Here is a 24,041-nt window from a genome sequence, read left to right as displayed (position 1 = left end):
TATTTATTATTTTAACAAGGTAGAAATGTCAAGGACAGACAGGCTGTCCGTGCTATTCATCCTCGCCCTGAACGGCGAGGTTTTCCGCACGATTGGATAAAAGAGCGCCCCAACTGCACTGAATTTCTTCATCTGTGCAGTTGGGGCGCCCCTTCTTGATTACATCAATTGCTTAAAAAAGTTGATCAATCTTGAGTAACACTAAAACACCCATCACAAAAAATATTCCTGCAGCAATCGAATGAATCAGTTTGAGCGGCAGTTTTTTTGCAAAACTGTTGCCTAGAAAAACTGCTGGCACATCAGCTAGCATCATGCCTAAAGTAGTACCTAAGACCACCATGATTGGGGATGAATAATGGGCCGCCATGGCAACCGTTGCAACTTGTGTTTTATCACCCATTTCAGCCAGAAAAAAAGTAACTAAAGTGGTAATAAAAACACCTGACTTTGCGCCAAAAGATGCCTCATCATCATCGATTTTGTCAGGCACTAAAGTCCACAAGGCCATGGCAATAAATGATAAACCAAGTACCCAACGTAAAATTTCTGGGCTGAGTAGGTGAGTAATCCAAGATCCGAGTAAGCCAGCTAAGCCATGATTAAGAATCGTCGCAAATAAAATACCTAGAATAATTGGTACAGGCTTTTTATATTTTGCCGCCAATAAAAAAGCTAAGAGCTGAGTTTTATCGCCCATTTCCGCAAGGGTAACCACCCCTGTACTCACCAGTATGCTCTGAAAATCCATTAATGTCGCCTAGGTTGACGTAGCAAAGAAAAACTGAGGTGCAACATTAAAAAAACAAACCCAATAAGCGACCAATTTGGCACGGATAAACCCAACACGGGAGGTAAGGGCATACTACAAAAACCATCAGCCTTAAAGAAAAACGCAAAGAGTTGAACAATTTGGAACTGATTGATAAAAACCTCTAGTGGATCAAGCCCACAAGAAATTTGAGGATACGCAATGACGTAAGCGTGACGAAGTGCTACTAGCAAGCCGAATAAGCTTGCCAACCAAGCTATTAAAATAAAAGAAAAGCGGACGCGAGGAAAAAAATAGCTGAATAAGCTACTTAGACCAACCACTAAAAAGCCAATTCTTTGCAAGATACAAAGGGGGCAAGGGGGGTAGTGAACGCCACCTAAGCCAACATGCTGTAAAAAAAGCGCTACGCCTAACAAACCACTACAAAGAAGAAACACCAACAATGAATAATTTTTTGACATTAAGTATTTTTTGGATTTTGTTCAAGGATAATTATCCTGTGAGGTTACTATATCAAACAAACTTGATATAGTAAGGGTATTGTAAAGGACTAAAAAATGACAGCAAAAAGTATTCAATTGAAATTATTCATGTTTTTGATGGTAGCCGTAGGATTGTTTGCGCTCTACACTTGGCTCACCTTAACTTACACCTACTCTGAGGGTAGTCGCGCAGGGTTTTTACAAAAGTTTTCGAAAAGAGGTTGGGTCTGTAAAACTTGGGAGGGTGAGATCGTTACAGGTAGCATGCTTGGCAATCAAGAGAAGTTTTTATTCTCAGTGCGCGATCCTGAATTAGCTAAAGAACTAAATGCGGCAATCGGCAAGAGAGTTGAAGTCGATTATTCTCAGCATATTGGTGTGCCATCCAACTGTTTTGGCGAAACGGAATATTTTTTAAAGAGTATAAAAACAGTTCCTGAAAGTATTACTTTTCAAAGAGATGTGCAGAATAGTACAAATGAGCTTCCCAAAGAAACTTCAATTGACAATATAAAAAAATAATAGGTAAACCTTTAGGTGTATGGGTGAAATTGAAAAATAATCTCTACACCTAATAAAAATAAGGGTTTTCCTTATTTAAAAGTACTCACAAGCCTTTAAATTCAAGGTAAAATACACGCATACGTTAAGGAATTAATGTATGCCTCTAGAGTAAGTACAGTAAGTACATTTTTAGTTATTCATAACAAGGAGCATAACTTGAACAAAGCAGAACTCGTTGCAGCGATTGCTGGCGAATCAGAATTATCTAAGACTAAAGCAGAACACGCTTTAAACGCAGCCCTCGAAGCAATTAAAAAAGCAGTTACTAAAGGCGATAACGTTCAGTTGATCGGCTTTGGTACATTCAGCTCAGGTAAGCGCGCAGCACGTATGGGCCGCAATCCAAAAACTGGTGAAGCAATCAAAATTGCTGCTTCAAAAACAGTTAAATTTACTGCTGGTAAAGCATTTAAAGATAGCGTAAATAAGCGTAAGAAGTAATTGATTCATATCCTCCTTGATGGAGGAAGAATTAAAAAACCCCAAATTTATTTTGGGGTTTTTTTTGTGAGTTATTTTGTACTTAAAAGTTTAGGTTTGTACTAAACGTCGATGGCGATGTATGCTCATTAAAATACCAGCGCCTAAGCCTAATGTTGCCAAAGCCGTTCCTCCATAACTAATAAAAGGTAGCGGTACACCTACTACTGGCAATAGTCCACTGACCATTGCCATATTGACAAAAGCATAGGTAAAGAATATCAGAGTAACGGAACCACCTAGTAATCGGGTATACAAATTAGATGCGCTGGCCGCAATATGTAAGCCTCTTTGAATCAATAGTAAAAATAAAAATAATAAAATGAAATTCCCGACAAGGCCAAACTCTTCTGAATAAACCGCAAAAATAAAGTCAGTGTGCTTTTCAGGGATAAAGTCTAAGTGGGTTTGAGTACCCTTCATCCAGCCTTTACCTAAGAAACCTCCGGAGCCTATCGCAATCATTGACTGAATTGTATGAAATCCCTTCCCAAGAGGATCGGTTGTCGGATCTAGTAAGGTACACACTCTGTGTTGTTGATAGCTTTTCAAGATTGGCCAAGTGACTCCTTGTGCGCAGATTGAGTCGCCGAAAATAAGCATCAAAAGAATGCCAATTAAGCCAATTCCCACAAAGGGTAAGACAAACTTCCAGGGAAAGCCTGCTAACAGAATGACATAAAAGCCTGCAGCAAAAACCAATATTGAAGTTCCTAAATCTGGCTGTCTGGCGATTAAAACAGTTGGTAAAAGTAACAGGATAAAAGCAAAACCAAAATCCCATAACTTCGTATTTTCTTCGCGCTTATAAAAATACCAAGAAAGCATCATTGGCATCGCAATTTTCATGATTTCAGAGGGTTGAATAACCACGCCGATATTCAGCCAGCGCCTAGCGCCTTTTTTAATTAAACCAACAAATGCAACGGCAATTAAAAGAGAAAGACCGATTAAATAAATCCACAAAGAAGCTTTTTCTAACCACTTCACCGGAATTCTAGAAGTAAACCACATGATCACAATGGCCATTAATAAGTTTCTAGATTGCTCCACCCAAGTGATTACTGTGCCAGAACTAGCTGACAAAAAGGTGACATTTCCAACAATCACTAACGCTAATAGAATAAAGCTGAGATTAGGATCTAATCCCACCCAAAGAAATCGAAGGCGTTTAATTAATGAGCGTTTTTCCACTCAGGGATACCTCCAGGCCACTTATTGATCATTAAGTAATCAAATGCTTGTCTAACAATTGGAGCGGCGGCAGTCGCCCCAAACCCAGCATTTTCAACCACAATTGCCATTGCATATTTGGGATTATCAGCTGGTGCAAATCCGATATAAAGTGCATGGTCACGCTTAAACTCAGAGATTTGACTAGCATTATAATTTTTTCCCGCTAAGCTAAATACTTGCGCAGTGCCAGTTTTGCCGGCCACCAAATAGCTTACGCCTGCAAAAGGAACTTGCCCGGTGCCCACTTGATTAACACCAATCATACCCTCAGTAATCGTTTTAATGTTTTCTGGTTTAAGATCGACAACCCTTGACTCTGAAGGTACAGTGAGCGTTCTTTCGTGAGAAATTGGATCTTCAATGACTTTCACGAGATGGGGCTTCATTACCTTGCCATTATTTGCAACGATTGCTGTAGCTTGAGCAAGCTGAAGAATGGTGTAACTATTATATCCTTGACCAATGCCAATAGAAATTGTCTCACCATCAATCCACTTACCCTTGATTGGATCTTTATAGTAATTTCGCTTCCACTCCTTCGAAGGTAAAATTCCTTTCACCTCACCGTTAATGTCAATTCCTGTCAACTGACCTAAACCGACTTTTTCCATGAATTTCGCAATGGCGTCAATCCCCATATCTCTTGCCAGCATATAGTAGTAAGTGTCACACGATAGTGCAATCGAAGTTTGCATATTGACTAAACCATGACCATTTTTTGCATCGTCTCGAAAAGTGTTATTACCAAATTGGAAATAACCAGGATCGGAAATTGCCTGACTTGGTGTGCGGTACTTACCTTCTAATGCCGCAAGTGCCATAAAGGGTTTAAATGTTGAGCCAGGTGGGTACGTGCCACGCAGAGGGCGATTGAATAGTGGTTTTTCTGGAGACTCATTCAACTGCTTCCAAAGATCAAAATCAATCCCGTCCACAAAGGCGTTCGGATTAAAGGTTGGCATGGATACAAAAGCAAGCACGTCACCTGTTGCGACTTCAATCACAACAGCTGCACCGCGGCGCTTTTCATATAATTGCTCAATTAAATACTGTAATTTAATGTCTACGGCTAAAGTTAAATTGGATCCAGGAATGGAGGGAGTCACGGATAAATTACGAATCACACGACCACCAGCAGTAATTTCTACTTGGTTAGAACCAACTACTCCACGTAAATGTTTTTCATAACTTTGCTCAATGCCAATTTTTCCAACGGATTGAATACCTTTGATGCGAATTGCTTTTAAGTCATCTGGAGTGTTTTCATCAGAATCTTCTTCTAATTCTGCCAATAATTTCTCTTTATCTTTAATAGAGACTTTACCCGTATAGCCAAGCAAGTGAGAGCCAAGATGTTGATACGGGTACTCGCGGAAATAGCGAACTTGAACATCAACTCCCGGGAAGTCAAATCTGCGTGCATAAAATCTTGCTACTTCTTCATCGCTCAAAAAATTTCTAACGGAAAAACTTTCTGTTTTCTTATTGTTTTGAATCGCCCGCAGAAACTGTTGTTTTTCTCGCTGAGAAATTTTGATGACCTTATCCAAGGCATCAAGCAGTTCTGGGGGGGGAATCGTAAGATCCGAAGGTGTTACCTCTAAAGAATAAGATGGCATGTTGTTGGCAATGACAACCCCATTACGGTCAATAATTAAACCACGTTGAGCCGGAGTGGTAATAATGGCAATGCGATTACTCTCAGAGGCGGTCGAGTATTTCTTATGCATAATCACTTGAAGCCAAAAGAAACGGATCAACAAAAGGCCCAAGCAAACAATTACGAACCAGGAAGCTATTTGGATTCTTTTTTGAAAATTATCTAAGCGAATCGCTGGATCTATTTTATTAGACATATTTTTTCACCAGGCTACTAGAGTTTTCTACCGTTAAGAAACGTGCCTGGATGCGTTAATAATTTTCTAACAATCGGCCATATACATAATTCAATGATTGCTGGCACAAGGATGTAATAGATCGAAAAAACATAAGATGGAATTAGCAACCAAAAGAGAATAATAATAATTGAATGAATTAATAGAAATATTTGAAAAACCACGAGTAACTGACCAATCGGGGAATTCGTTAATAATTTTCTACTCCAAAACGACATGACGACGCTACCTACGACATAAGCCAATGCATGCAGCCCTAAGGGACTGGATGTTTGGATATCCATCATGAGGCCCAAAATAAAAAACAATACCAAGCTAATTTTTTCTGGGAAAAATAGAACCCAATACAGTAATACAGGCAAAATAAAATCAGGAATCCACGGATGGTTACCCCAAGGAAGCATATTAATAAAAAAAGCTAAAAGTAACGACACTGTCATGCCCATCAAAAAATTCAACTTCATCAGTTAGCCCTTTTGAAGTTTTTCTTGTTCTTGATGGACTCAGGAACTGTCGGATTCGGGGCATCACTCGTTGGGTGATAGAGTAATACCATGACATGTTTTGAGCTATTTAATTCTGCTAATGGCCTGCAGGAGATTTGCGCCCCAGAGTTATCAATGGCACGTTCAATTTTAGTAATAATCGCTACAGGAATACCTGGTGGAAAAACACCATCAATGCCTGAAGTTGATAAATAATCGCCCACATCTAAATCGCTAAAGTTACTTACAAATCGGAGTTCCAGTGGAGCGCTTCGCCCTGCCCCAAATACAACCCCTCTTTGACCATTTCTCGACACCATAATTGGCACTGTTGCATCCCGCTCTTCCAGTAATGCAACTTCAGCGACATCGTCATATAAACGAACTACTTGACCGATAATACCCCCATCATTCGCAACGGGCATACCCAATAAAACTCCATCATTTTTTCCGCGAGAAATTACTACCTTTTGAGAGCTTGGATTAATGGGGTTGTAGATAATTTCAGCAGCCAAGGTCTTATAGGGACTTTGCTCTTGCAGACGAAGTAGTTTTCGTAAATTTTTATTTTCCGACTCTAGGTTTTCGCTATTACTTGATAGCAGAGCAAGGTCTTTTATCGTATTTTTTTGTTCGATGATTGTTTGTTTCATTGTTTTCATCATCACCAGGTCATCACTTAAAGAGGACAACATTCTCCCTGGTTGATTCACTAAAACTTGCACAGGGTGTAAAACATGTTGGATGACAGAACGAATTTGATCAGTTGCTTGATATCTCAGATCCAAAACCATGAGTAGGGTTGCAAGACCGACCAACCAAAGCATTTTATAAATAGGAGCACCGGTATTAAATAGCGCTGGTGGACTCCTAAACAAACGATACCTCTAAGATAGAATGGGAATTATTCTTGTGAAAAGATGCTGCTGAGTTTATCCATCCGCTCAAGGGCCATGCCAGATCCGCGCGCTACACAGGTTAGCGGATCCTCTGCCACATGCACAGGTAAACCAGTTTCTTCTAGCAATAAACGATCAAGATCTCTCAAGAGAGCGCCACCACCAGTTAGCATCATGCCTCTTTCTGCAATATCGGAAGCAAGCTCTGGAGGTGTTTGTTCCAGTGCCGATTTAACTGCAATCACAATTTGATTGAGTGGGTCAGAAAGTGCTTCTAAGATTTCATTACTTGTAACGGTAAAGCTACGCGGAATTCCTTCCGACAGGTTTCTACCTTTTACTTCCATTTCAAGTACTTCGGTACCTGGGAATGCAGAACCGATTGTTTTCTTAATGGCTTCAGCTGTTTGTTCACCAATCAACATGCCATAGTTACGGCGAATGTAATTCGTGATGGCATCGTCAAACTTGTCTCCACCAACACGCACGGACCATTTATAAACCATACCACCAAGTGACATGACGCCCACTTCGGTAGTTCCACCACCAATATCAATAACCATTGATCCAGAAGCCTCAGTAACAGGTAAGCCTGCACCAATCGCAGCGGCCATTGGTTCTTCAATCAAAAATACTTGAGAAGCACCGGCGCCTAGAGCAGATTCACGAATGGCTCTTCTTTCAACTTGCGTAGATCCACATGGCACACAAATAATAATTCTTGGACTTGGCTTGAGGAATTTACTCTCATGAACCATTTTGATAAACTGTTTTAACATCTGTTCGGTGATGGTGAAGTCAGCAATCACACCATCTTTCATCGGACGAATGGCTTGAATGTTGCCAGGCACTCTGCCTAACATTGCTTTTGCTTCATGACCGACTGCTAAAATAGTCTTTTTACCACCCATACCATCTTGCCGAATTGCGACTACGGAGGGCTCATCTAAGACAATGCCTTTGTTTCGGACATAAATAAGTGTATTAGCTGTACCTAAATCGATAGCTAAATCATTTGAAAAGTAATTGCGAAAGAGACCGAACATAAGCTTAGTGGGAGAATAATGAAATAATTTAAATTATTAATTAATAGAAGATAAACCATATGATACTGCAAGCACGTTATGAATACTGAACAAATTACACATTTAGCCAAGCTATCTAGTTTAGAGGTGCCAGAAAATGAAATTCAGGTGCTTTCCGAAGCCTTAGAGTCAATTTTACAGTTGGCCCAGCAATTGCAGTCCATTGATACTGCGGGGATTGAGCCGCTGTTTCATCCGATTGAAATGATGGCCCCTTTAATGCAACCCCTGCGAGTCGACGTGGTATCAGAGGAAAATCAGCGGGAAGCCAATATGGCCAATGCACCTGCTCAATTTGAAGGATTATTTTTAGTGCCGAAGGTGATCGATTGAACTTACATCAAATAACTATTGAAAAGCTGCACGAAGCCTTAATTAACAAAGAGTTAAGTAGCGTCGAAGTTACTAATTATTTTTTAAATAGAATGAGCGCATCAACTAGCTTAAACGCCTTTATTGATGTGCAACCAGAACTTTCTCTTGCCCAAGCAAAACAAGCTGATTTGCTAATTGCGCAGGGAAACCACGGTAAATTAACGGGTATTCCAATCGCTCACAAGGATGTTTTTGTGACAAAAGGATGGAAATCGACGGCAGCATCTAAGATGCTTGGCAATTACATGAGCCCTTTTGATGCAACGGTGGTTGAAAAATTAGGAATCTCTGGTTCCGGCATGGTTTGCCTGGGCAAAACCAATATGGATGAATTTGCGATGGGCTCATCGAATGAGAATTCTGCATTTGGACCTGCTTTGAACCCCTGGAACACTCAATACGTACCAGGTGGCTCATCCGGTGGTTCGGCTGTAGCGGTAGCAGCCGGTTTAACTTTGGCGGCAACTGGGACTGATACAGGTGGCTCGATCCGTCAACCTGCAGCATTTTGCGGTATCACGGGAATTAAACCAACCTATGGGCGAGTTTCACGATATGGCATGATTGCTTATGCTTCATCGCTTGATCAGGCTGGACCGATGGCAAAAACTGCGGGTGAATGCGCCTGGTTAATGAATGCCATCGCTGGAAAAGATCAACGCGACTCAACGAGCATCGAGCGTGCGTCAGAAGACTTTACTGAGAAACTTGGGAAAAATTGGGATTCAAGCAGTTCTACAAGTAGTAAACCACTTCAAGGCCTGAGAATTGGTGTGCCAAAAGAGTTTTTTGCGCAGGGCTTGAATCAAGAGGTCAAAACAGCTATCGAGCAAGCTCTAAAGCAATTTGAAATGCTTGGCGCTACTTGCGTAGAGGTTTCTTTGCCGAAAACCGAGCTATCAATCCCTGTTTATTATGTGTTGGCCCCGGCTGAAGCCTCAAGTAATTTGAGTAGGTACGATGGCGTACGCTATGGCTATCGATCAGAAAAATACAAAGATCTCGCCCAGATGTATACGCACTCTAGATCTGAGGGTTTTGGTGCCGAAGTGAAAAAACGTATTTTGGTAGGTACTTACGTCTTATCACAAGGTTATTACGATGCATACTACTTGCAAGCGCAAAAAATAAGAAGAATTATTGCGCAAGATTTTCAAACAGCATTTGCTCAGTGTGATGTTCTAATGGGCCCTGTAGCGCCTGATGTGGCTTGGAAAATTGGTGAGAAATCAAAGGATCCAATTGCGATGTATTTAGAAGATATTTTTACATTAAGCGCTAATTTAGCAGGCTTACCTGCAATGAGCTTACCGTGTGGTTTTAACCAAATTGGATTACCCATCGGTCTGCAAATGATTGGTAATTATTTCAAGGAAGCAGAAATGCTACAGGTAGCCGATCATTATCAAGTGGTAACAGACTGGCACTTAAAGCAACCATTACAAAATGCAGTAGGTGAAAAATAATGAGTCAAATTGAATGGGAAGTCGTTATTGGTCTTGAGACCCACGCGCAACTTAGGACACACTCGAAAATTTTTAGTGGGGCGAGTATTGCCTTCGGGGCATCGCCTAACGAGCAAGCTTGCGCCCTGGATTTAGCTTTGCCAGGCACTCTGCCAGTGTTAAATGAAGAGGCTGTCAATCATGCCATTCGGTTTGGTTTAGCGATTGGGTCAATCGTATCGCCGGTGAGTGTTTTTGCTAGAAAAAACTATTTTTATCCTGATCTTCCGAAGGGTTATCAAATTAGTCAGTTTTCATTGCCTGTGGTTGTGGGTGGCACCATTGCGATTGAATTCGATGGTCAAACTAAAGATATTGAATTGACTCGGGCACACTTAGAAGAAGATGCAGGCAAGTCATTGCATGATGATTTTCAGGGGCCACATGGCGAGTCATCTAGTGGCATCGATTTGAATAGAGCTGGCACGCCTTTACTAGAAATTGTCACTGAGCCGGTCATGCGTAGTGCAACCGAGGCAGTGGCATATGCTAAACAGTTACACGCCTTAGTCATGTGGTTAGATATTTGTGACGGTAATATGCAAGAGGGTTCATTCCGTTGTGATGCGAACGTTTCTGTCAGACCAAAAGGACAAGCAGAGTTCGGCACACGTTGCGAGATTAAAAATTTAAATTCATTTAAGTTTTTAGAGGAAGCGATTTTATATGAGGTACGTCGTCAAATTGAACTCATTGAAGATGGCGGAAGGGTCGTTCAGGAAACGCGGTTATATGATCCTGACAAGATGGAAACAAGGAGCATGAGGAGTAAAGAAGATGCTCAAGACTATCGGTATTTCCCAGATCCAGATTTACTACCTTTGTACATCTCGGAAGAGCGTATTGCGAGTATTCGATCAACGATGCCAGCATTGCCAAAAGAATTAAGGGAAGACTGGCAAAATCAGCTTGGGTTGAGTGCTTATGATACGGGGTTGTTGACGCAAGATAAGGCCTTGGCACATTATTTTATGGAAGTATTGCAACACATCGATTCAGATCTGGCGAAAGCTGCAGCCAATATGATGGCTGGGGAATTTGCTTCTGCCATGAACAAGGAAGGATTAACTGCCAACTTAGCACCTGTAAGACCTACTCATCTGGTCGAATTACTTAAGCGAACTAAAGATGGCACGATTTCAAATAAGATTGCTAAAGAAATATTCTCCCAAATTTGGGAGTTAGGCATCACTGCTTCAGAGCGGCAAGAGGCGATGATGCTGGCAGGTTTAGTTGATCAAATTATTGATCAAAAAGGGCTACGTCAAATTAGTGATGTGGGAGCCATTGAGAAAATTATTGATCAAGTATTACTTGAAAATCCTAAATCAGTAGAAGAGTATCGGAGTGGTAAGGAAAAAGCCTTTAACGCCCTAGTGGGACAAATCATGAAGGCATCCAAGGGTAAGGCAAACCCAGGGCAAGTTAATACTTTATTAAAACAAAAATTAGCATAACTATCATTTAGGAATTACGGCATGCTTGAACCCTTATCAGACAATGATTCACAAAGTCAGTCGCAAATTGAGCAGGAAGAATTAGTCGCCCACTGGTTGTTATCAACCCCAGGTTTTTTTGATCGACACCCGCATCTCTTGATGAGTATCGATTTAGGAAGTTCTCTAGATGGGCGGGTTCTGTCTTTGCAAGAAAAACAGATGAATGTTTTACGTAATCAGAATCGTGACCTTAATCGACGTACCTCTGAAATGCTTCGTTTTGGGGTTGAAAATGATAAGACGCAAAATTTGATGGTGAAGTGGTTAGAAGATCTTTGTAGTAAAAGAACTAAAGATGATGTGATTGAAAACATTACTCATGGTTTAAATGAAATGTTTGCTGTGGGTCAGGTTGAATACATTAAGCCTACAGATATTGATGAGATCATTTTAGATAATCTAAACAAAGAAATTATTGTCGGCAGTCTGCCCGCAGATATTAATTTCCCGTCCATACAAATTAATGAAGAAGTAGGTAGTTTTGCGTTAGTCCCATTACATATTCATACGCAGAAGCTCGGCGCAATTTTATTTATCAGTAAAGACATTTCTAAATATACCTTAGATACTGGCCTGGTTTATTTAGAACAACTTGGCCGACTTGCGGCTGCAGCACTGAGTCGTTTTGAGGAAGAGTAATTGAATATCCAAAGTGATAACTTGCCCAATAAACCATTGGAGTTATTGCTTTTTCTAGAAGACTTATTTGTCGTTAGGCAATTATCGAAACATACCATCAAGGCCTATGATCAGGACTTGATGAAGTTATATGCCTATTTAGAGGAATTTGATCTGCGAATTCATCAAGTGCAATCCCATCAAATTAGAAGTTGGGTTGGCAAGTTACATGGTCAGGGACTTTCTGCTAAGTCGATTGCTCGTCTGCTATCGGCTTGGCGCACGTTTTTTGATTGGATCAAAAAACCTCATCCACAGCTTACATTGACCCCAATCGTCAATAACCCTGTCATCGATATCAAAGCACCGCGTAAGGCAAAATCACTACCCAAAGCTTTGAGCGTAGAGCACACACAAGTGTTAATGGAATATGCAAAAAAACAAGCGCAAAGAACGGATCTGAGTGTCGAACAATCTTGGATGGTTGTGAGGGACTACGCCATCGTCGAGTTGTTTTATTCTTCAGGCTTACGTTTGTCAGAACTACTGAGTATTGAAATTCGGTTGTCGGGAGATCGTCCAAATGCTCGACAAAGTTGGCTTGATTGGGAAACTGCCGAAGTAAATGTTTTTGGTAAAGGCGGTAAACGACGCATCGTACCTGTTGGCTCCATGGCAATGCAAGCACTGATACATTGGCGAGCAGAATGGGAGCGAAGGATGCCAGATTTGTTCGGACCTTTATTTATAAACGAAGCAGGAGTCAGCTTAGCACCTCGAACGGTGCAAGCCAGGCTTAAAAAATTAGCGGTTAGTGCTGGTTTACCAATCCATGTTCACCCGCACATGCTGAGGCACTCCTTTGCCAGCCATGTTTTGCAATCGTCCCATGACTTGCGAGCAGTACAAGAAATGTTAGGACACGTCAGTATCGGTAGTACCCAAATTTACACCTCTTTAGATTTTCAACATTTAGCGCAGGCTTATGATCAAGCCCACCCTAGAGCAAAACCAGAAAAAAGTTAACGATGCAAGCCAATCTTATATTAGTCGCAGGTAAAGAAAGAGCCCCGATGCAGGGCCACCCTTGGATTTTTTCAGGAGCCATTAAAAGCTTTTCGGGAAAAATGAGCCCAGGGTCAACGGTCACAGTCCATAGTGATGATGGTAAATTTATTGGCCGAGCTGCTTATAGTCCATCATCCCAAATTCGAGCAAGAATTTGGTCATGGGATGAAAATGAACCGATTGATCACGCCTTTTTTAAAAGAAAAATTGCTGCTGCAATTGCCCATCGTAATAAGTGGGTAAAAGATACCAATGCCATTCGCTTAATTTTTGGTGAGGCAGATGGCTTGCCTGGACTCGTGGTTGATCAGTATGACAAAATTTTAGTCTGTCAATTTCTAAGCGCAGGAGTTGAGCACTGGAAAGAGGTGATTGTTGGCATTCTGCAGGCACAAACACATTGTGAAACGATTATTGAACGCTCGGACGCAGCCGTAAGAGAGCGTGAAGGATTGCCTTTAATTAGCGGTGTACTTTACGGTGAGTTAAAAAACCCTGAGGTGATTGCTGTTGAAAACGATATTCAATATTTAATTAACCCCTTTGAAGGCCATAAAACGGGCTTTTATATTGATCAACGTGATAATCGAGCCCTAGTTGCCCAATGGGCTAAAGATTGTCGCGTTTTAAATACCTTCTGTTATACCGGTGGTTTTTCACTTGCTGCGTTACATGGTGGTGCGAAAGAAGTGATCTCGGTAGATTCCTCAGGGGATGCTTTAGCAGTTGCCCAACGCCAAGTGGCGTTAAATGGCTTTGATCAAAGCAAAGCGCAATGGTTAGATAGAGATGCTTTTGAGGTGTTAAAAGAATTTCGAGTAGCGGAAGAGTTATTTGACATCATTATTTTAGATCCGCCGAAGTTTGCTCCATCTGCCCAACATTTATCAAGAGCAAAAAAAGCCTATAAAGATATCAATCGCTCGGCCATGCAAATGTTGCGTCCTGGCGGGCTACTTTTCACCTTTTCTTGCTCCGGTGCAATGGATTTAGAAACATTTGATCAAACGGTAATGTCTGCAAGTGTTGAGGCCGCAAGTCACAAAAAGGACGAAAATCTAAAATTTAGAGTATTAAAACGCTTGACTTCAGGGCAAGACCACCCTAAATTGATTTCCTTTCCTGAAGGAGACTACTTAAAAGGACTCCTTTTAGAAAGAATTTGATGTACATTAGAGCGTTGTATTTGTAATTTTAATTATTTTGTAGGTTTTTATGGCACTTATTCCAGTAACAATTTTGACCGGTTTTCTTGGTAGCGGGAAAACAACCCTTTTAAAACACATTCTCACAGAAGATCACGGCAAAAAAATTGCCGTCATAGAAAATGAGTTTGGTGAAGAAAATATTGATAATGAAATCTTGATTCAAGATAGCAATGAACAAATTGTTCAGATGAGTAATGGTTGCGTCTGCTGTACGATTCGTGGCGATTTAGTAACCGCCTTGAACCAGTTGTGGGAACAGCGCAAAAATAAACAAATTAATTTTGACCGAGTGGTCATTGAGACCACTGGGATTGCAAACCCTGGGCCCGTCGCACAAACTTTCTTTATGGATGATGATGTGGCGGAACACTACGCGTTAGATGCGGTAGTGACCTTAGTCGATGCAAAACATGGTGATGTGCAACTTAATGAACATGAAGAAGCGCAGCAACAAGTAGGATTTGCTGACCAAATTTTTATCACCAAAACTGACGTGGTGGAGCCAAAAACAATTCAAGCACTGCGTAATCGTTTGGTGCACATGAATCCTAAAGCACCGATTAAAGAAATTCAAAAAGGCGTAGTTAATTTAGACGAAGTCTTTGATTTGCATGGATTTAATTTAAATGCTAAGTTGGATATTGATCCACACTTTTTAGAGCAAGAAAACCATGATGATTGTGGTCACGATCACTCTCATGATCATGACCACCATGGTCACGACCACCATGACCACCATCATCACGGTCACACAGATCGCATCCAGTCATTTGTCTTTAGAAGTGAAAAGCCGTTTGATCATAAAAAATTAGAAGATTTTTTGGGTGGTATTTTGTCTGTGTTTGGTGAAAAACTTCTCCGTTACAAGGGTGTCCTCTTCATCAAAGGATCAAATCGTAAAGTCGTTTTACAAGGTGTTCATGAAATGATGGGTAGTGATATGGCGGGTCCATGGGGTAAAGAATTAAAGCAAACGAAGTTAGTGTTTATAGGGATTGATTTACCAAAAGATACCCTTATGATGGGTCTTGAAGGTTGTTTAGTAAATTAAACAGCCATTTTTTATTTATTTCATATAAAGTGTGTAAAGTAAAAAGAGGGAGACGTGATGGCAACGAATAAAAAAATAAAAGCGCCAAATGATTTAGAATCGGCACCCAGCTCAACAAAAGTAAAAACAACTGCTAAAAATAGTGAAACAACCAAAGACATGACTACAAAACAAAAGAAAACTGATAAAACCGAAGTTCAGGAGATTCTTTCTGAAGAAGCTTTGTTAAAGATGTCTGAAAAAGACTATATGAATAAACAGCAGCTAGAGTTTTTTAAAGAGCGCTTGCACCATTTAAAAGATGATTTACTTAAAAATGCAAACGTCACTACAGAAAACCTCCGTGAGAATAACTTGGTACCAGATCCTGCAGATCGGGCAACGATTGAGGAAGAACATGCTTTGGAGCTTCGCACGCGAGATCGCGAAAGAAAACTGTTGAAAAAAGTGGAACAGGCCTTGGCACGTATTGAGTCAGGTGATTATGGTTGGTGTGAAGAGACTGGGGAAGCAATTGGCATCTCCCGTTTATTGGCAAGACCTACTGCTAATTTGTCCTTAGAAGCCCAGGAGCGAAGAGAGCTTCGTCAAAAATTATTTGGTGACTAAATTCCGTATAGCAAATTGCTGTTTGGAACAGCCAACAAACTCAACCCTAAAAGAATACTCAATATCTTTTAGGGTTTTTTCTTATATCAATAGAAAAGACTGAGGCCAAGCATCAAGTTGCGACCCGCTGATGGGGCATTCATCCGAATTGTTTCTACCGTTGTTGAGTACCTGATGGTGTCATTCAGTAGATTATTGGCCATGAGGTAAAGATTGCCATCCACAGATCCTAGATTGAATCTACGTGCAAGTCGAATATCTAATTTGTTATAGCTTGGAGTAGGGTAAGTTTCAAACGTCGCTAACCTTGTTTGTCCTAGGCCATGAATAAGGCTCAGTTTAGAACTCCACAATCCCTGATTAAAACCTATATGCCCACCTAAGCGCATGGCAGGTTGTAGTGGTAGGTTTGACGCATCCTCAAAAGTACCACGCACCCCATCACTGAATACGCGAGCAGAAAACCCAGACCCTTGTGGATTGAAAAGTAACTCTGATTCGAATCCGGTCAGAGAAGCGTTTGCTTGAGTAAATTGCCTGATGGGGTAATTCGAGCTTACATCGACCGCATTCAAATACTGGCCATAAATGTAATCTTTAGTTTTATTTTGATATAGGTTCAATTGACCTCGCCAGAGTCCCTTTGTTTTTTTCCAGCCCCACTCGATTTGATAGGCAGATTCTTTAGTTAGGGCCGAATTACCAATGTCGTAGGAAGCAGTAGCATCATGGTTCCCATAAGAAAATAGTTCATCTACCGCGGGTGCGCGCTGGGTCATTTGTAGCGTTACACCAGTTTGATAGCCTTCCAAATAATTCCAAAAAGCACTACTTGAGGCAGAGTATAGATGAGTTTGAACACTAGTTCGTAAGGGGGAATTATAGGTCGTTAGATTAGAAAACAGAGGAGTATCTGCATAGGGGATATCGTTATCTGGATTTTGACTCACTCTCTCAAAGCGTAAGCCCGTTTTAATATCAATGCTTGCGACTGAGGTGTTTTCGACGAGGAATATGGCCAGATTATTAGACTGAGTTTTTGGGATGATGGCAGCCGTTGCCCCAACACCCGTTAAATCAATCGCACCTAATCGACCTGTACTGAGTTGTATGCCGAAAGAACCACTCCAGTCAGCGATTGGTTCATGAAAAGCCTCTAGTCTTAACTGATTGACTATATTCGTAAAATAGGTTTGTGGGACGTGATCAATGGATTGTTCGGTATGTTGGTAATTGGTATAAGCATATTTAAGGTCAAGTTGAGAAATACCAGCTACTGGATGACGAATCACATGGACTAAGTCGAGTCTTTTTTGTATCAGATCAATATAAGACCCCTCTACCGACGGGATGCCGTAATCATTCCGGTATTCGCCATATGAAATACCAGTATAAGATTGGTCGGCATGATAAGTAGCGCCAAAGCCAAGATCAGAAAGTTGCGCGGAAGAGTAGTTTTGAGTTAATCCGTCTGGTCGCACATAATCATCGCTTGATTTTTTGATACCATCAAAATGTAGTGACCACCGACCTACCGAACCTTCTGTTAAAAGGCCAGTCAAGTAACCTTTATCCTGAAAGTTATATTGAGTTTGGAATTCAGAGTAAGGATTTGAAATACTGCTTTCGGCAATCCGATTGTTATCAATCGTGATTAAACCTGCGTTAGAGCCTGAACCAAACCGCAAAGCATCGCTACCCCTAAAGATTTGTATTTTTTGTAAAAAGACCGGATCTACACTCACTGCATGGTCATTCGAAAGACTCGATAGGTCGCCTGTACCCATACTATTTTGCAAAATAGGGACTCGATTGCCAGACATTCCTCGGAGGACAGGGCGACTGGCATTATTTCCAAAGGAGGTACTACCAACCCCCAATTCATCATTTAGTAAGGCGCCTAAGTTACTCGTGTTTTGTTGTGAAATATTGACGTTCGGTATCGAAAAAGTAGCATTTTCGGATTTGGTCGTAGCACCAGAGACGGTTATTTCCTCTAATTCCGTAAATGTGGAACTAGGAGTTTGTGCATAACTGGCTGAAGCACTTAAAAAAAACAACCAAAACCTGAAAAAATAGACAAATATTTTTTTGACAAAACACATAAAAACTCCCCATACGATGATGGATTAACGCAATGAATGAAAAAACTTATAAATCAGCGTGAGAGGAGTTGCGGCGGAGCTCTACTTAAAAAATATTGAGGGAGTTTATAGCTAAAATTCGGTAAAAATATTGGGGGAAGCAGGAAAAAAACGAGTGAGCTAGCAAATTGAATTTGAGTCGTTAAGAAAACGGCAGTAGTTAAAGAGCAGGAGTCCCAAGCAAAGCAGTTATGAGTAATCGAGGAGTTGGGTTGACTCTTGTCAGAAACCCCAATCGCAAGGCTTAGTTGCCCTAGTCCACCTTGATCGTTTTCTTGAATCAGCGCTGAGCTGACTGCAGTTGGGGTCCAACCATGGTTAATCGCATGACCCAAGCCAAAAAATTGCGTCCATAGTACTGCACAAGTTATCAGGAATATAACAAGTCGATGGCGCACTTTTGAGGATGATGAATGGGCATGCATAGCAATAATTTACCATTCTCTTTTGCCAAGTGGTGAATTAATAGTAGTTCACGCGATCAATAAAGTGTTGTAACTGAAAAGAATCTGTAATATATATTCAAACCTTAACAGAATTAGACTATAAAATAAGTAACGCTAAATAAACGCAAATTAAAAATTATGGACAAACAACAAATCACGCTGAGTGATATCGCACCTACCCTCAAGGCTGAAATTTTAGCGGAGGCACTACCTTACATTAAAAAATATCACGGTAAAACAATCGTTATTAAATATGGCGGTAATGCCATGACCGAGGATCGTTTAAAAGAAGGCTTTGCTAGAGACGTCATCTTATTAAAACTGGTTGGTATGAATCCCGTGGTTGTCCATGGTGGTGGACCACAAATTGATGATGCTTTGAAAAAAATTGGTAAGGCTGGAACCTTTATTCAAGGGATGCGCGTGACCGATGATGAAACCATGGAGGTCGTCGAGTGGGTTTTGGGGGGCGAAGTTCAACAAGATATCGTGATGATGATTAACCAGTTTGGTGGTCAGGCAGTCGGATTAACGGGCAAAGACGGTGGATTAATCAAGGCAAAAAAACTCTGGATGACTGATCGGGAAGATCCAACCAAGAAAATTGATATCGGTTTTGTTGGTGAAATTAGCTCCATTAATCCTGCAGTTGTAAAGGCTTTACAAGATGACGCTTTTATTCCAGTGATTTCGCCGATCGGCTTTGGTGAAGACGGACGTGCCTATAACATCAATGCCGATGTTGTTGCTGGCAAAATGGCCGAGATCCTCAATGCAGAAAAACTAGTCATGATGACCAATATTCCCGGAGTAATGAACAGTAAAGGGGAATTATTGACGGATTTAACGGCTAAAGAAATTGACGAACTCTTTGCTGATGGTACTATTTCAGGTGGGATGCTACCAAAAATTTCTTCTGCATTAGATGCCGCAAGATGTGGTGTAAATTCTGTTCATATTATTGACGGTAGAATTGAACATTCACTTCTTTTAGAAATTTTGACAGAACAAGCTTTTGGAACAATGATTCGATCAAACTAATATGAGTACCTCACCAATGGAAAACCTAACGGCTGTAGACCAAGAGACAACTGCTCGTAAGCGACCAAAGCCGGGTGAGAGACGTATTCAAATTTTACAAGCCTTGGCAGAGATGTTAGAAAATCCGCAGGGCGATCGAGTTACCACTTCAGCACTTGCTGCCAAGATTTCAGTTTCAGAAGCTGCGCTGTATCGGCATTTCGCTAGTAAAGCCCAAATGTTTGATGGCTTGATTGTGTTTATTGAGCAAAGTATTTTTGGTCTGATTAATCAAATCATCGCCAGAGATGAGAGCGGCGTAAACCAAATTAAGGAAATTGCCTCGATTCTTTTGGCGTTCGCAGAAAAAAACCCTGGCATGACAAGAGTGCTCTTAGGCGACTCTTTGTTTCAAGAAGACGCAAGATTACAGGAAAGAATTAATCAACTATTAGAGCGAGTTGAAGCATCGCTAAAGCAATCCTTTCGGATTATGCAAACCCAACAAAACTTAAACTGGGCGCCAGAGGAAATTAGTCAGCGTTCAAGTCTAGTAATGACTTTCGTCGTCGGTAATTGGCATCGGTTTGCTAGAAGCGGCTTTAAGAAGTCACCGATGGACCATGCTCTACCGTCGCTTAACATCATCTTGATGGTATGAGTAGTTTAAACACCCAATCACATCACTTACAATTTTTTGAGCCAATTCAACTTCAGTCTGGGGCTCAATTTGGGCCTTACTCCTTGGCTGTCGAAACCTATGGCACTTTGAATGCGGATTGTTCAAATGCTATCTTGGTTTGCCATGCGCTTAATGCTTCCCATCATGTTGCTGGGGTAGATGAGAAGGGACAATTAGGCTGGTGGGACAATTTAATTGGTCCGGGTAAATGTGTTGATACCAATGATTATTTTGTCATTGGGATTAATAACCTTGGATCCTGTTTTGGTTCAACGGGGCCGATGAGTATTGACCCTGCGACTGGCCACCCCTATGGCTCAAGCTTCCCCGTATTAACCGTAGAAGATTGGGTGAATACGCAAGAGCGAGTGGCGAATCACTTTAAAATTGAAAAATTTGCTGCAGTGATTGGTGGAAGCCTGGGTGGCATGCAGGCCTTGACTTGGGCTATTTTGTACCCTGAGAGAATTGAACATTGTGTTGTGATTGCATCCGCAGCAAATTTATCAGCTCAAAATATTGCGTTCAACCAAATTGCCAGAAGTGCAATTATGAGTGACCCAGATTTTCATGGGGGTAATTTTTATGCTCATGGAGTAGTTCCAAATCGTGGTCTACGAGTGGCGCGAATGGTAGGTCATGTGACATACTTATCGGACGACGATATGGCGCAGAAATTTGGTCGTACCTTGCGTAGAACAGCACAAGAAGGACAAGATTATCGCTATAGTTTTGATACCGAGTTTGAAGTAGAAAGTTATCTTCGTTACCAGGGCGATAAATTTTCTGAGTATTTTGATGCAAATACGTACTTATTAATTACCCGAGTACTCGATTATTTTGATCCAGCCAAAGCGCATCAGGGCAATCTTAATCAGGCCTTGAGCAAAGTACTTGCTAAGTTTTTGGTGATTAGTTTTACGACCGATTGGCGCTTTGCCCCGACCCGTAGTCGGGAGATTGTTAAAGCATTGTTAGACAATCAAAAAGAAGTCAGTTACGCTGAAATTGATGCACCTCATGGGCATGATGCATTTTTATTGGATGATCCAAGATATCATCAGTTAGTCAAAGCTTATTTTCAAAAAATAAAACGGGGGAAGCTATGACCCCGCATATTCGAGCAGATTTTGCAGCGATTGCAGATTGGATTGCACCTCACTCCAGTTTATTAGATGTTGGATGCGGTGATGGAGAATTCTTAGAGTTTATCCAAGGCGTGAAGCAAGTGAAGACCTATGGTGTGGAGATTGCTGATCAAAGTGTTTTAGCTTGTGTGGCGCGAGGTCTCAATGTCATTCAACAAGATCTTGAAGGGGGTCTAGCACTGTTTGAGGATAAAAGTTTTGACACGGTCATCTTGTCTCAAACCCTACAAACGATTCATCAAACTGAAAAGATTTTGCATGAAGTGGCTCGGGTCGGTAAAGAGTGTGTCGTGTCTTTTCCTAACTTTGCCCATTGGTCTCATCGCATTGATGTTTTCATGGGGCGTATGCCGATTTCTAAATCATTGCCTTACCAATGGTATGACACACCGAATGTAAGGGTATTAACGATTGCAGACTTCGAGTTGCTTGCCAATCAAATCGGCCTTACAATACTCGACCGTGTTGTCCTAGATGGAGGTAAGAGAGTGAATTGGTGTAGTAATTTATTAGGTAGTTTAGCAATTTATAGGGTGTGTTCTTCGAAATGACAGGATTAGATTTCAAACACACCAAACAACAAAAATCAGAAATTTCATTTACACATCAGCAAAAAAAAAGTTGGACTAACATCCTTCAAACCTACACAAAGTGGCGTACCTTGAGAATGTTAGGGCTGGGATTTTCTGCTGGCTTACCCCTGCTATTGATCTTCGGTACATTGAGTTTTTGGTTGCGAGAGGCAGGTATCAATCGAACAACCATTGGGTTTTTATCGTGGATTGGTTTGATGTATGGTTTCAAATGGGTCTGGGCACCACTCGTCGACCGTTTACCTATTCCTTTTCTGAGTCGAAAAATTGGGCGACGCAAATCCTGGTTGCTATTGGCTCAGGGTCTCGTTATTTTAGGCTTGATCGGCATGTCTCAAGCGGACCCAGCACAAAATTTGTCAATCTTGGTTTGGAGCGCTCTGCTTGTTGCTTTTGGTTCAGCAACTCAAGATATCGCTCTGGATGCATTTCGTATTGAGTCTGCTTCAGCAGAGGAACAGGGAGCCTTGGCAGCTGCTTATCAGACTGGCTATCGCCTTGCTATGATTTGGGCTGGTGCGGGGGCCTTATGGTTGGCAGCAAGAGCACAAGGGGAAACGGTCGGTTATGACTTAAATGCTTGGCACATCGCTTATGGGTGGATGGCGGCGTCTATGTTGCCTGGGATATTGATTGTCTTGATCTCAAAAGAAAAGACCCCACTGACTGCCACAGGTGCCCGAAGAAATCTTGCGGTCTGGTTGCGTGAGGCATTTTTGCAACCCTTCGTTGATTTTATTAGTCGCTATGGTTGGTATGCAATTTTGATCTTATCCTTAATTGCTGTTTACCGCATCAGTGATGTGGTGATGGGCATTATGGCTAATCCCTTTTATGTGGATATGGGTTATACCAAGGATGAAGTAGCTGCTACATCAAAGGTTTTTGGCGTCATCATGACCCTTGTCGGCGCATTCATTGGTGGGGGCTTAACGATTCGTTTCGGTATTTTACGGATTCTGATGCTAGGGGCATTCTTATCAGCACTCAGTAATTTATTGTTCGCTTGGCTGGCAACAGCGGGACATGATCTTTACGGATTAATTTTTGTGATTTCTGCCGATAATTTAAGTTCTGGAATTGCCTCTGCTGCTTTCATTGCTTACATTTCATCACTCACTAATATTCAGTACAGCGCTACTCAATATGCGTTATTTAGTTCGATGATGTTGATCGTACCAAAATGGCTAGCTGGTTTTTCAGGGATGTATGTAGACCACTTTGGCTATCAGCATTTCTTTATTTTTACCGCAGTTATAGGTATGCCAGTATTTGTTCTGATTTATCTAGTTGAAAAATTTGCACCAACCATCAGTGCTGAAGAGACTAGTTAGAGAGAGAAATCATAATCAATAATTAGAGGAGCGTGATCTGAAAAACGTTCCTCTTTGTAAACTTTCTGAGTGATCGCTGTTTTGGCTAAAGTATCCGTAGCGATCTGATAGTCGATGCGCCATCCAACATTATTGGCATAGGCTTGACCACGCTGACTCCACCAAGTGTAGCAAGTATCTGTCGCGGTTGGCTCAAGCAATCGATAGACATCCGTAAAGCCTTCATTGGTAAATAGGTGGGTTAACCATGCCCGTTCAGCTGGTAAAAAGCCCGAGTTTTTAACGTTGCCTTTCCAGTTTTTTAAATCGATTTCATGGTGGGCAATGTTGATATCACCGCATAAAACAATCTCACAACCAGACTTTTTCAATTGCACGAGAAAAGGTAAAAACACATCTAAAAATCTAAATTTAGAGGCTTGACGATCCTCAGAGGCAGACCCAGAGGGGAAATATGCAGAGATAATCCACCGGTTCCCAAACCTCAGTGCGGTATATCGACCTTCATTATCAAATTCTGCGGCACCAAAGCCAGTAAAGATTTCATCGGGTTGATGGCGGGTATAAATACCGGTGCCACTATAGCCTTTCTTTTGCGCAAAATGGAAGTAACCTTGATAGTTCCCGGGTTTAGTAAACTCTTCCCCAAGATCATTTGCTTGCGCTTTAATCTCTTGTAAACAAACAAAATCAGCTTCACTTTTGGCAAGCCATTGTAAAAAGCCTTTTTTAGTTGCAGAGCGGATACCATTTAAGTTGGCGGAGACAATTCTGATCATAGATATAAAAGATAAAAAACAATAAAAAAGTAGATAGCGACTTAAAATAGTAGAAATTAAT

At 41.2% G+C, this 24,041-nt stretch carries 25 protein-coding genes; 15 read left to right on the top strand and 10 right to left on the bottom strand.

Features of this window, described 5'->3' with window-relative positions; genetic code table 11:
* Positions 1-172: 172 nt before the first annotated feature.
* Together B8983_RS10190 and B8983_RS10185 are read right to left on the bottom strand one after the other, a co-directional pair.
* Positions 173-751, bottom strand: coding sequence for a TMEM165/GDT1 family protein (locus B8983_RS10190; protein ID WP_084284178.1), 579 nt, complete (start codon positions 749-751; stop codon positions 173-175).
* Complete coding sequence (locus B8983_RS10185) at positions 751-1,236, bottom strand: disulfide bond formation protein B (protein ID WP_084284176.1); 486 nt, start codon at positions 1,234-1,236, stop codon at positions 751-753. Before B8983_RS10185 ends, B8983_RS10190 begins: the two co-directional genes overlap by 1 nt.
* A gap of 96 nt (positions 1,237-1,332) precedes the next feature.
* On the opposite strand from B8983_RS10185, the gene B8983_RS10180 reads away from it, so the two are divergent.
* Positions 1,333-1,779: a DUF8785 domain-containing protein gene (locus B8983_RS10180; protein WP_234987003.1), complete on the top strand. Its 447-nt coding sequence runs from the start codon at positions 1,333-1,335 to the stop codon at positions 1,777-1,779.
* 135 nt (positions 1,780-1,914) lie between these two features.
* Positions 1,915-2,262, top strand: a complete 348-nt coding sequence (locus tag B8983_RS10175; protein ID WP_500796505.1) for an HU family DNA-binding protein — start codon at positions 1,915-1,917, stop codon at positions 2,260-2,262.
* A 90-nt stretch (positions 2,263-2,352) separates the two neighbouring features.
* Here B8983_RS10175 and rodA read toward each other — a convergent pair whose 3' ends face one another.
* From rodA to B8983_RS10150, 5 genes are read right to left on the bottom strand one after another with little or no spacing between them, the layout of a single operon-like run.
* Positions 2,353-3,495 carry a rod shape-determining protein RodA gene (rodA, locus tag B8983_RS10170; protein WP_084284172.1) on the bottom strand — a complete coding sequence of 381 codons (1,143 nt, stop codon included), beginning with the start codon at positions 3,493-3,495 and terminating at the stop codon, positions 2,353-2,355.
* The gene (mrdA, locus tag B8983_RS10165) at positions 3,477-5,393 is read right to left on the bottom strand and encodes a penicillin-binding protein 2 (protein ID WP_084284170.1); all 1,917 of its coding nucleotides are present in this window, start codon (positions 5,391-5,393) and stop codon (positions 3,477-3,479) included. Before mrdA ends, rodA begins: the two co-directional genes overlap by 19 nt.
* 17 nt (positions 5,394-5,410) lie before the next feature.
* Positions 5,411-5,896, bottom strand: coding sequence for a rod shape-determining protein MreD (gene mreD, locus B8983_RS10160; RefSeq protein ID WP_084284166.1), 486 nt, complete (start codon positions 5,894-5,896; stop codon positions 5,411-5,413).
* A complete protein-coding gene (mreC, locus tag B8983_RS10155) occupies positions 5,896-6,795 on the bottom strand; it encodes a rod shape-determining protein MreC (RefSeq protein ID WP_084284161.1) in 900 nt (299 codons plus the stop codon). Before mreC ends, mreD begins: the two co-directional genes overlap by 1 nt.
* A gap of 26 nt (positions 6,796-6,821) precedes the next feature.
* Positions 6,822-7,862, bottom strand: coding sequence for a rod shape-determining protein (locus tag B8983_RS10150; protein ID WP_084284159.1), 1,041 nt, complete (start codon positions 7,860-7,862; stop codon positions 6,822-6,824).
* A gap of 78 nt (positions 7,863-7,940) precedes the next feature.
* Here B8983_RS10150 and gatC point away from each other — a divergent pair, with 78 nt between their 5' ends.
* From gatC to dksA, 8 genes are all read left to right on the top strand, one after another.
* A complete protein-coding gene (gatC, locus tag B8983_RS10145; protein WP_084284158.1) occupies positions 7,941-8,234 on the top strand; it encodes an Asp-tRNA(Asn)/Glu-tRNA(Gln) amidotransferase subunit GatC in 294 nt (97 codons plus the stop codon).
* Positions 8,231-9,742, top strand: coding sequence for an Asp-tRNA(Asn)/Glu-tRNA(Gln) amidotransferase subunit GatA (gatA, locus tag B8983_RS10140; RefSeq protein WP_084284156.1), 1,512 nt, complete (start codon positions 8,231-8,233; stop codon positions 9,740-9,742). The genes gatC and gatA overlap by 4 nt, the downstream gene beginning before the upstream one ends.
* Complete coding sequence (gene gatB, locus B8983_RS10135) at positions 9,742-11,238, top strand: Asp-tRNA(Asn)/Glu-tRNA(Gln) amidotransferase subunit GatB (RefSeq protein ID WP_084284154.1); 1,497 nt, start codon at positions 9,742-9,744, stop codon at positions 11,236-11,238. The genes gatA and gatB overlap by 1 nt, the downstream gene beginning before the upstream one ends.
* Positions 11,239-11,259: 21 nt before the next feature.
* A complete protein-coding gene (locus B8983_RS10130; RefSeq protein ID WP_084284153.1) occupies positions 11,260-11,919 on the top strand; it encodes a DUF484 family protein in 660 nt (219 codons plus the stop codon).
* Positions 11,920-12,924: a tyrosine recombinase XerC gene (locus tag B8983_RS10125; protein WP_084284151.1), complete on the top strand. Its 1,005-nt coding sequence runs from the start codon at positions 11,920-11,922 to the stop codon at positions 12,922-12,924.
* 2 nt (positions 12,925-12,926) lie between these two features.
* Entirely contained in the window at positions 12,927-14,132 is a 1,206-nt protein-coding gene (locus B8983_RS10120) for a class I SAM-dependent rRNA methyltransferase (RefSeq protein ID WP_084284149.1), read from the top strand.
* A gap of 49 nt (positions 14,133-14,181) precedes the next feature.
* On the top strand, positions 14,182-15,225 hold the full coding sequence (locus B8983_RS10115; RefSeq protein ID WP_084284146.1) for a CobW family GTP-binding protein: 1,044 nt from the start codon (positions 14,182-14,184) through the stop codon (positions 15,223-15,225).
* Between the two features lie 159 nt (positions 15,226-15,384).
* Entirely contained in the window at positions 15,385-15,834 is a 450-nt protein-coding gene (dksA, locus tag B8983_RS10110; RefSeq protein ID WP_084284201.1) for an RNA polymerase-binding protein DksA, read from the top strand.
* Positions 15,835-15,920: 86 nt separating this feature from the next.
* Here the strand turns inward: dksA and B8983_RS10105 are convergent, their stop codons facing one another.
* Positions 15,921-17,939, bottom strand: coding sequence for a TonB-dependent receptor (locus tag B8983_RS10105; RefSeq protein WP_084284144.1), 2,019 nt, complete (start codon positions 17,937-17,939; stop codon positions 15,921-15,923).
* 53 nt (positions 17,940-17,992) lie between these two features.
* Positions 17,993-18,403 carry a hypothetical protein gene (locus B8983_RS10100; protein WP_084284142.1) on the bottom strand — a complete coding sequence of 137 codons (411 nt, stop codon included), beginning with the start codon at positions 18,401-18,403 and terminating at the stop codon, positions 17,993-17,995.
* 159 nt (positions 18,404-18,562) lie between these two features.
* On the opposite strand from B8983_RS10100, the gene argB reads away from it, so the two are divergent.
* From argB to B8983_RS10075, 5 genes are read left to right on the top strand one after another with little or no spacing between them, the layout of a single operon-like run.
* Positions 18,563-19,465 carry an acetylglutamate kinase gene (argB, locus tag B8983_RS10095; protein ID WP_084284140.1) on the top strand — a complete coding sequence of 301 codons (903 nt, stop codon included), beginning with the start codon at positions 18,563-18,565 and terminating at the stop codon, positions 19,463-19,465.
* Position 19,466: 1 nt separating this feature from the next.
* Positions 19,467-20,105, top strand: coding sequence for a nucleoid occlusion factor SlmA (gene slmA, locus B8983_RS10090; RefSeq protein ID WP_084284138.1), 639 nt, complete (start codon positions 19,467-19,469; stop codon positions 20,103-20,105).
* Complete coding sequence (metX, locus tag B8983_RS10085) at positions 20,102-21,235, top strand: homoserine O-succinyltransferase MetX (protein WP_084284135.1); 1,134 nt, start codon at positions 20,102-20,104, stop codon at positions 21,233-21,235. Before slmA ends, metX begins: the two co-directional genes overlap by 4 nt.
* Positions 21,232-21,825 (top strand): methionine biosynthesis protein MetW, encoded by a 594-nt coding sequence (metW, locus tag B8983_RS10080; RefSeq protein ID WP_084284134.1) that lies wholly within the window; start codon positions 21,232-21,234, stop codon positions 21,823-21,825. The genes metX and metW overlap by 4 nt, the downstream gene beginning before the upstream one ends.
* The gene (locus B8983_RS10075; RefSeq protein ID WP_304442181.1) at positions 21,822-23,201 is read left to right on the top strand and encodes an AmpG family muropeptide MFS transporter; all 1,380 of its coding nucleotides are present in this window, start codon (positions 21,822-21,824) and stop codon (positions 23,199-23,201) included. Before metW ends, B8983_RS10075 begins: the two co-directional genes overlap by 4 nt.
* Here B8983_RS10075 and B8983_RS10070 read toward each other — a convergent pair.
* Positions 23,198-23,980 carry an exodeoxyribonuclease III gene (locus B8983_RS10070; protein ID WP_084284196.1) on the bottom strand — a complete coding sequence of 261 codons (783 nt, stop codon included), beginning with the start codon at positions 23,978-23,980 and terminating at the stop codon, positions 23,198-23,200. The two genes, B8983_RS10075 and B8983_RS10070, sit on opposite strands and share 4 nt — an antisense overlap.
* Between the last annotated feature and the right edge of the window lie 61 nt (positions 23,981-24,041).

Source organism: Polynucleobacter kasalickyi, from assembly GCF_900176405.1.
In the GTDB taxonomy this organism is placed as follows: domain Bacteria; phylum Pseudomonadota; class Gammaproteobacteria; order Burkholderiales; family Burkholderiaceae; genus Polynucleobacter; species Polynucleobacter kasalickyi.
This window is presented reverse-complemented; position numbering and strand designations above follow the sequence as displayed.

What these genes read in the sequence shown, in the direction of transcription:
- B8983_RS10070 (WP_084284196.1), bottom strand. Translation starts at nt 23,980, where the DNA reads ATGATCAGAATTGTCTCCGCCAACTTAAATGGTATCCGCTCTGCAACT.
- B8983_RS10175 (WP_500796505.1), top strand. Translation starts at nt 1,915, where the DNA reads ATGTATGCCTCTAGAGTAAGTACAGTAAGTACATTTTTAGTTATTCAT.
- slmA (WP_084284138.1), top strand. Translation starts at nt 19,467, where the DNA reads ATGAGTACCTCACCAATGGAAAACCTAACGGCTGTAGACCAAGAGACA.
- B8983_RS10115 (WP_084284146.1), top strand. Translation starts at nt 14,182, where the DNA reads ATGGCACTTATTCCAGTAACAATTTTGACCGGTTTTCTTGGTAGCGGG.
- metW (WP_084284134.1), top strand. Translation starts at nt 21,232, where the DNA reads ATGACCCCGCATATTCGAGCAGATTTTGCAGCGATTGCAGATTGGATT.
- gatC (WP_084284158.1), top strand. Translation starts at nt 7,941, where the DNA reads ATGAATACTGAACAAATTACACATTTAGCCAAGCTATCTAGTTTAGAG.
- B8983_RS10120 (WP_084284149.1), top strand. Translation starts at nt 12,927, where the DNA reads ATGCAAGCCAATCTTATATTAGTCGCAGGTAAAGAAAGAGCCCCGATG.
- metX (WP_084284135.1), top strand. Translation starts at nt 20,102, where the DNA reads ATGAGTAGTTTAAACACCCAATCACATCACTTACAATTTTTTGAGCCA.
- B8983_RS10130 (WP_084284153.1), top strand. Translation starts at nt 11,260, where the DNA reads ATGCTTGAACCCTTATCAGACAATGATTCACAAAGTCAGTCGCAAATT.
- argB (WP_084284140.1), top strand. Translation starts at nt 18,563, where the DNA reads ATGGACAAACAACAAATCACGCTGAGTGATATCGCACCTACCCTCAAG.
- B8983_RS10185 (WP_084284176.1), bottom strand. Translation starts at nt 1,236, where the DNA reads ATGTCAAAAAATTATTCATTGTTGGTGTTTCTTCTTTGTAGTGGTTTG.
- dksA (WP_084284201.1), top strand. Translation starts at nt 15,385, where the DNA reads ATGACTACAAAACAAAAGAAAACTGATAAAACCGAAGTTCAGGAGATT.
- mrdA (WP_084284170.1), bottom strand. Translation starts at nt 5,393, where the DNA reads ATGTCTAATAAAATAGATCCAGCGATTCGCTTAGATAATTTTCAAAAA.
- B8983_RS10100 (WP_084284142.1), bottom strand. Translation starts at nt 18,403, where the DNA reads ATGCATGCCCATTCATCATCCTCAAAAGTGCGCCATCGACTTGTTATA.
- B8983_RS10105 (WP_084284144.1), bottom strand. Translation starts at nt 17,939, where the DNA reads ATGTGTTTTGTCAAAAAAATATTTGTCTATTTTTTCAGGTTTTGGTTG.
- B8983_RS10180 (WP_234987003.1), top strand. Translation starts at nt 1,333, where the DNA reads ATGACAGCAAAAAGTATTCAATTGAAATTATTCATGTTTTTGATGGTA.
- B8983_RS10075 (WP_304442181.1), top strand. Translation starts at nt 21,822, where the DNA reads ATGACAGGATTAGATTTCAAACACACCAAACAACAAAAATCAGAAATT.
- gatB (WP_084284154.1), top strand. Translation starts at nt 9,742, where the DNA reads ATGAGTCAAATTGAATGGGAAGTCGTTATTGGTCTTGAGACCCACGCG.
- mreD (WP_084284166.1), bottom strand. Translation starts at nt 5,896, where the DNA reads ATGAAGTTGAATTTTTTGATGGGCATGACAGTGTCGTTACTTTTAGCT.
- B8983_RS10190 (WP_084284178.1), bottom strand. Translation starts at nt 751, where the DNA reads ATGGATTTTCAGAGCATACTGGTGAGTACAGGGGTGGTTACCCTTGCG.
- B8983_RS10150 (WP_084284159.1), bottom strand. Translation starts at nt 7,862, where the DNA reads ATGTTCGGTCTCTTTCGCAATTACTTTTCAAATGATTTAGCTATCGAT.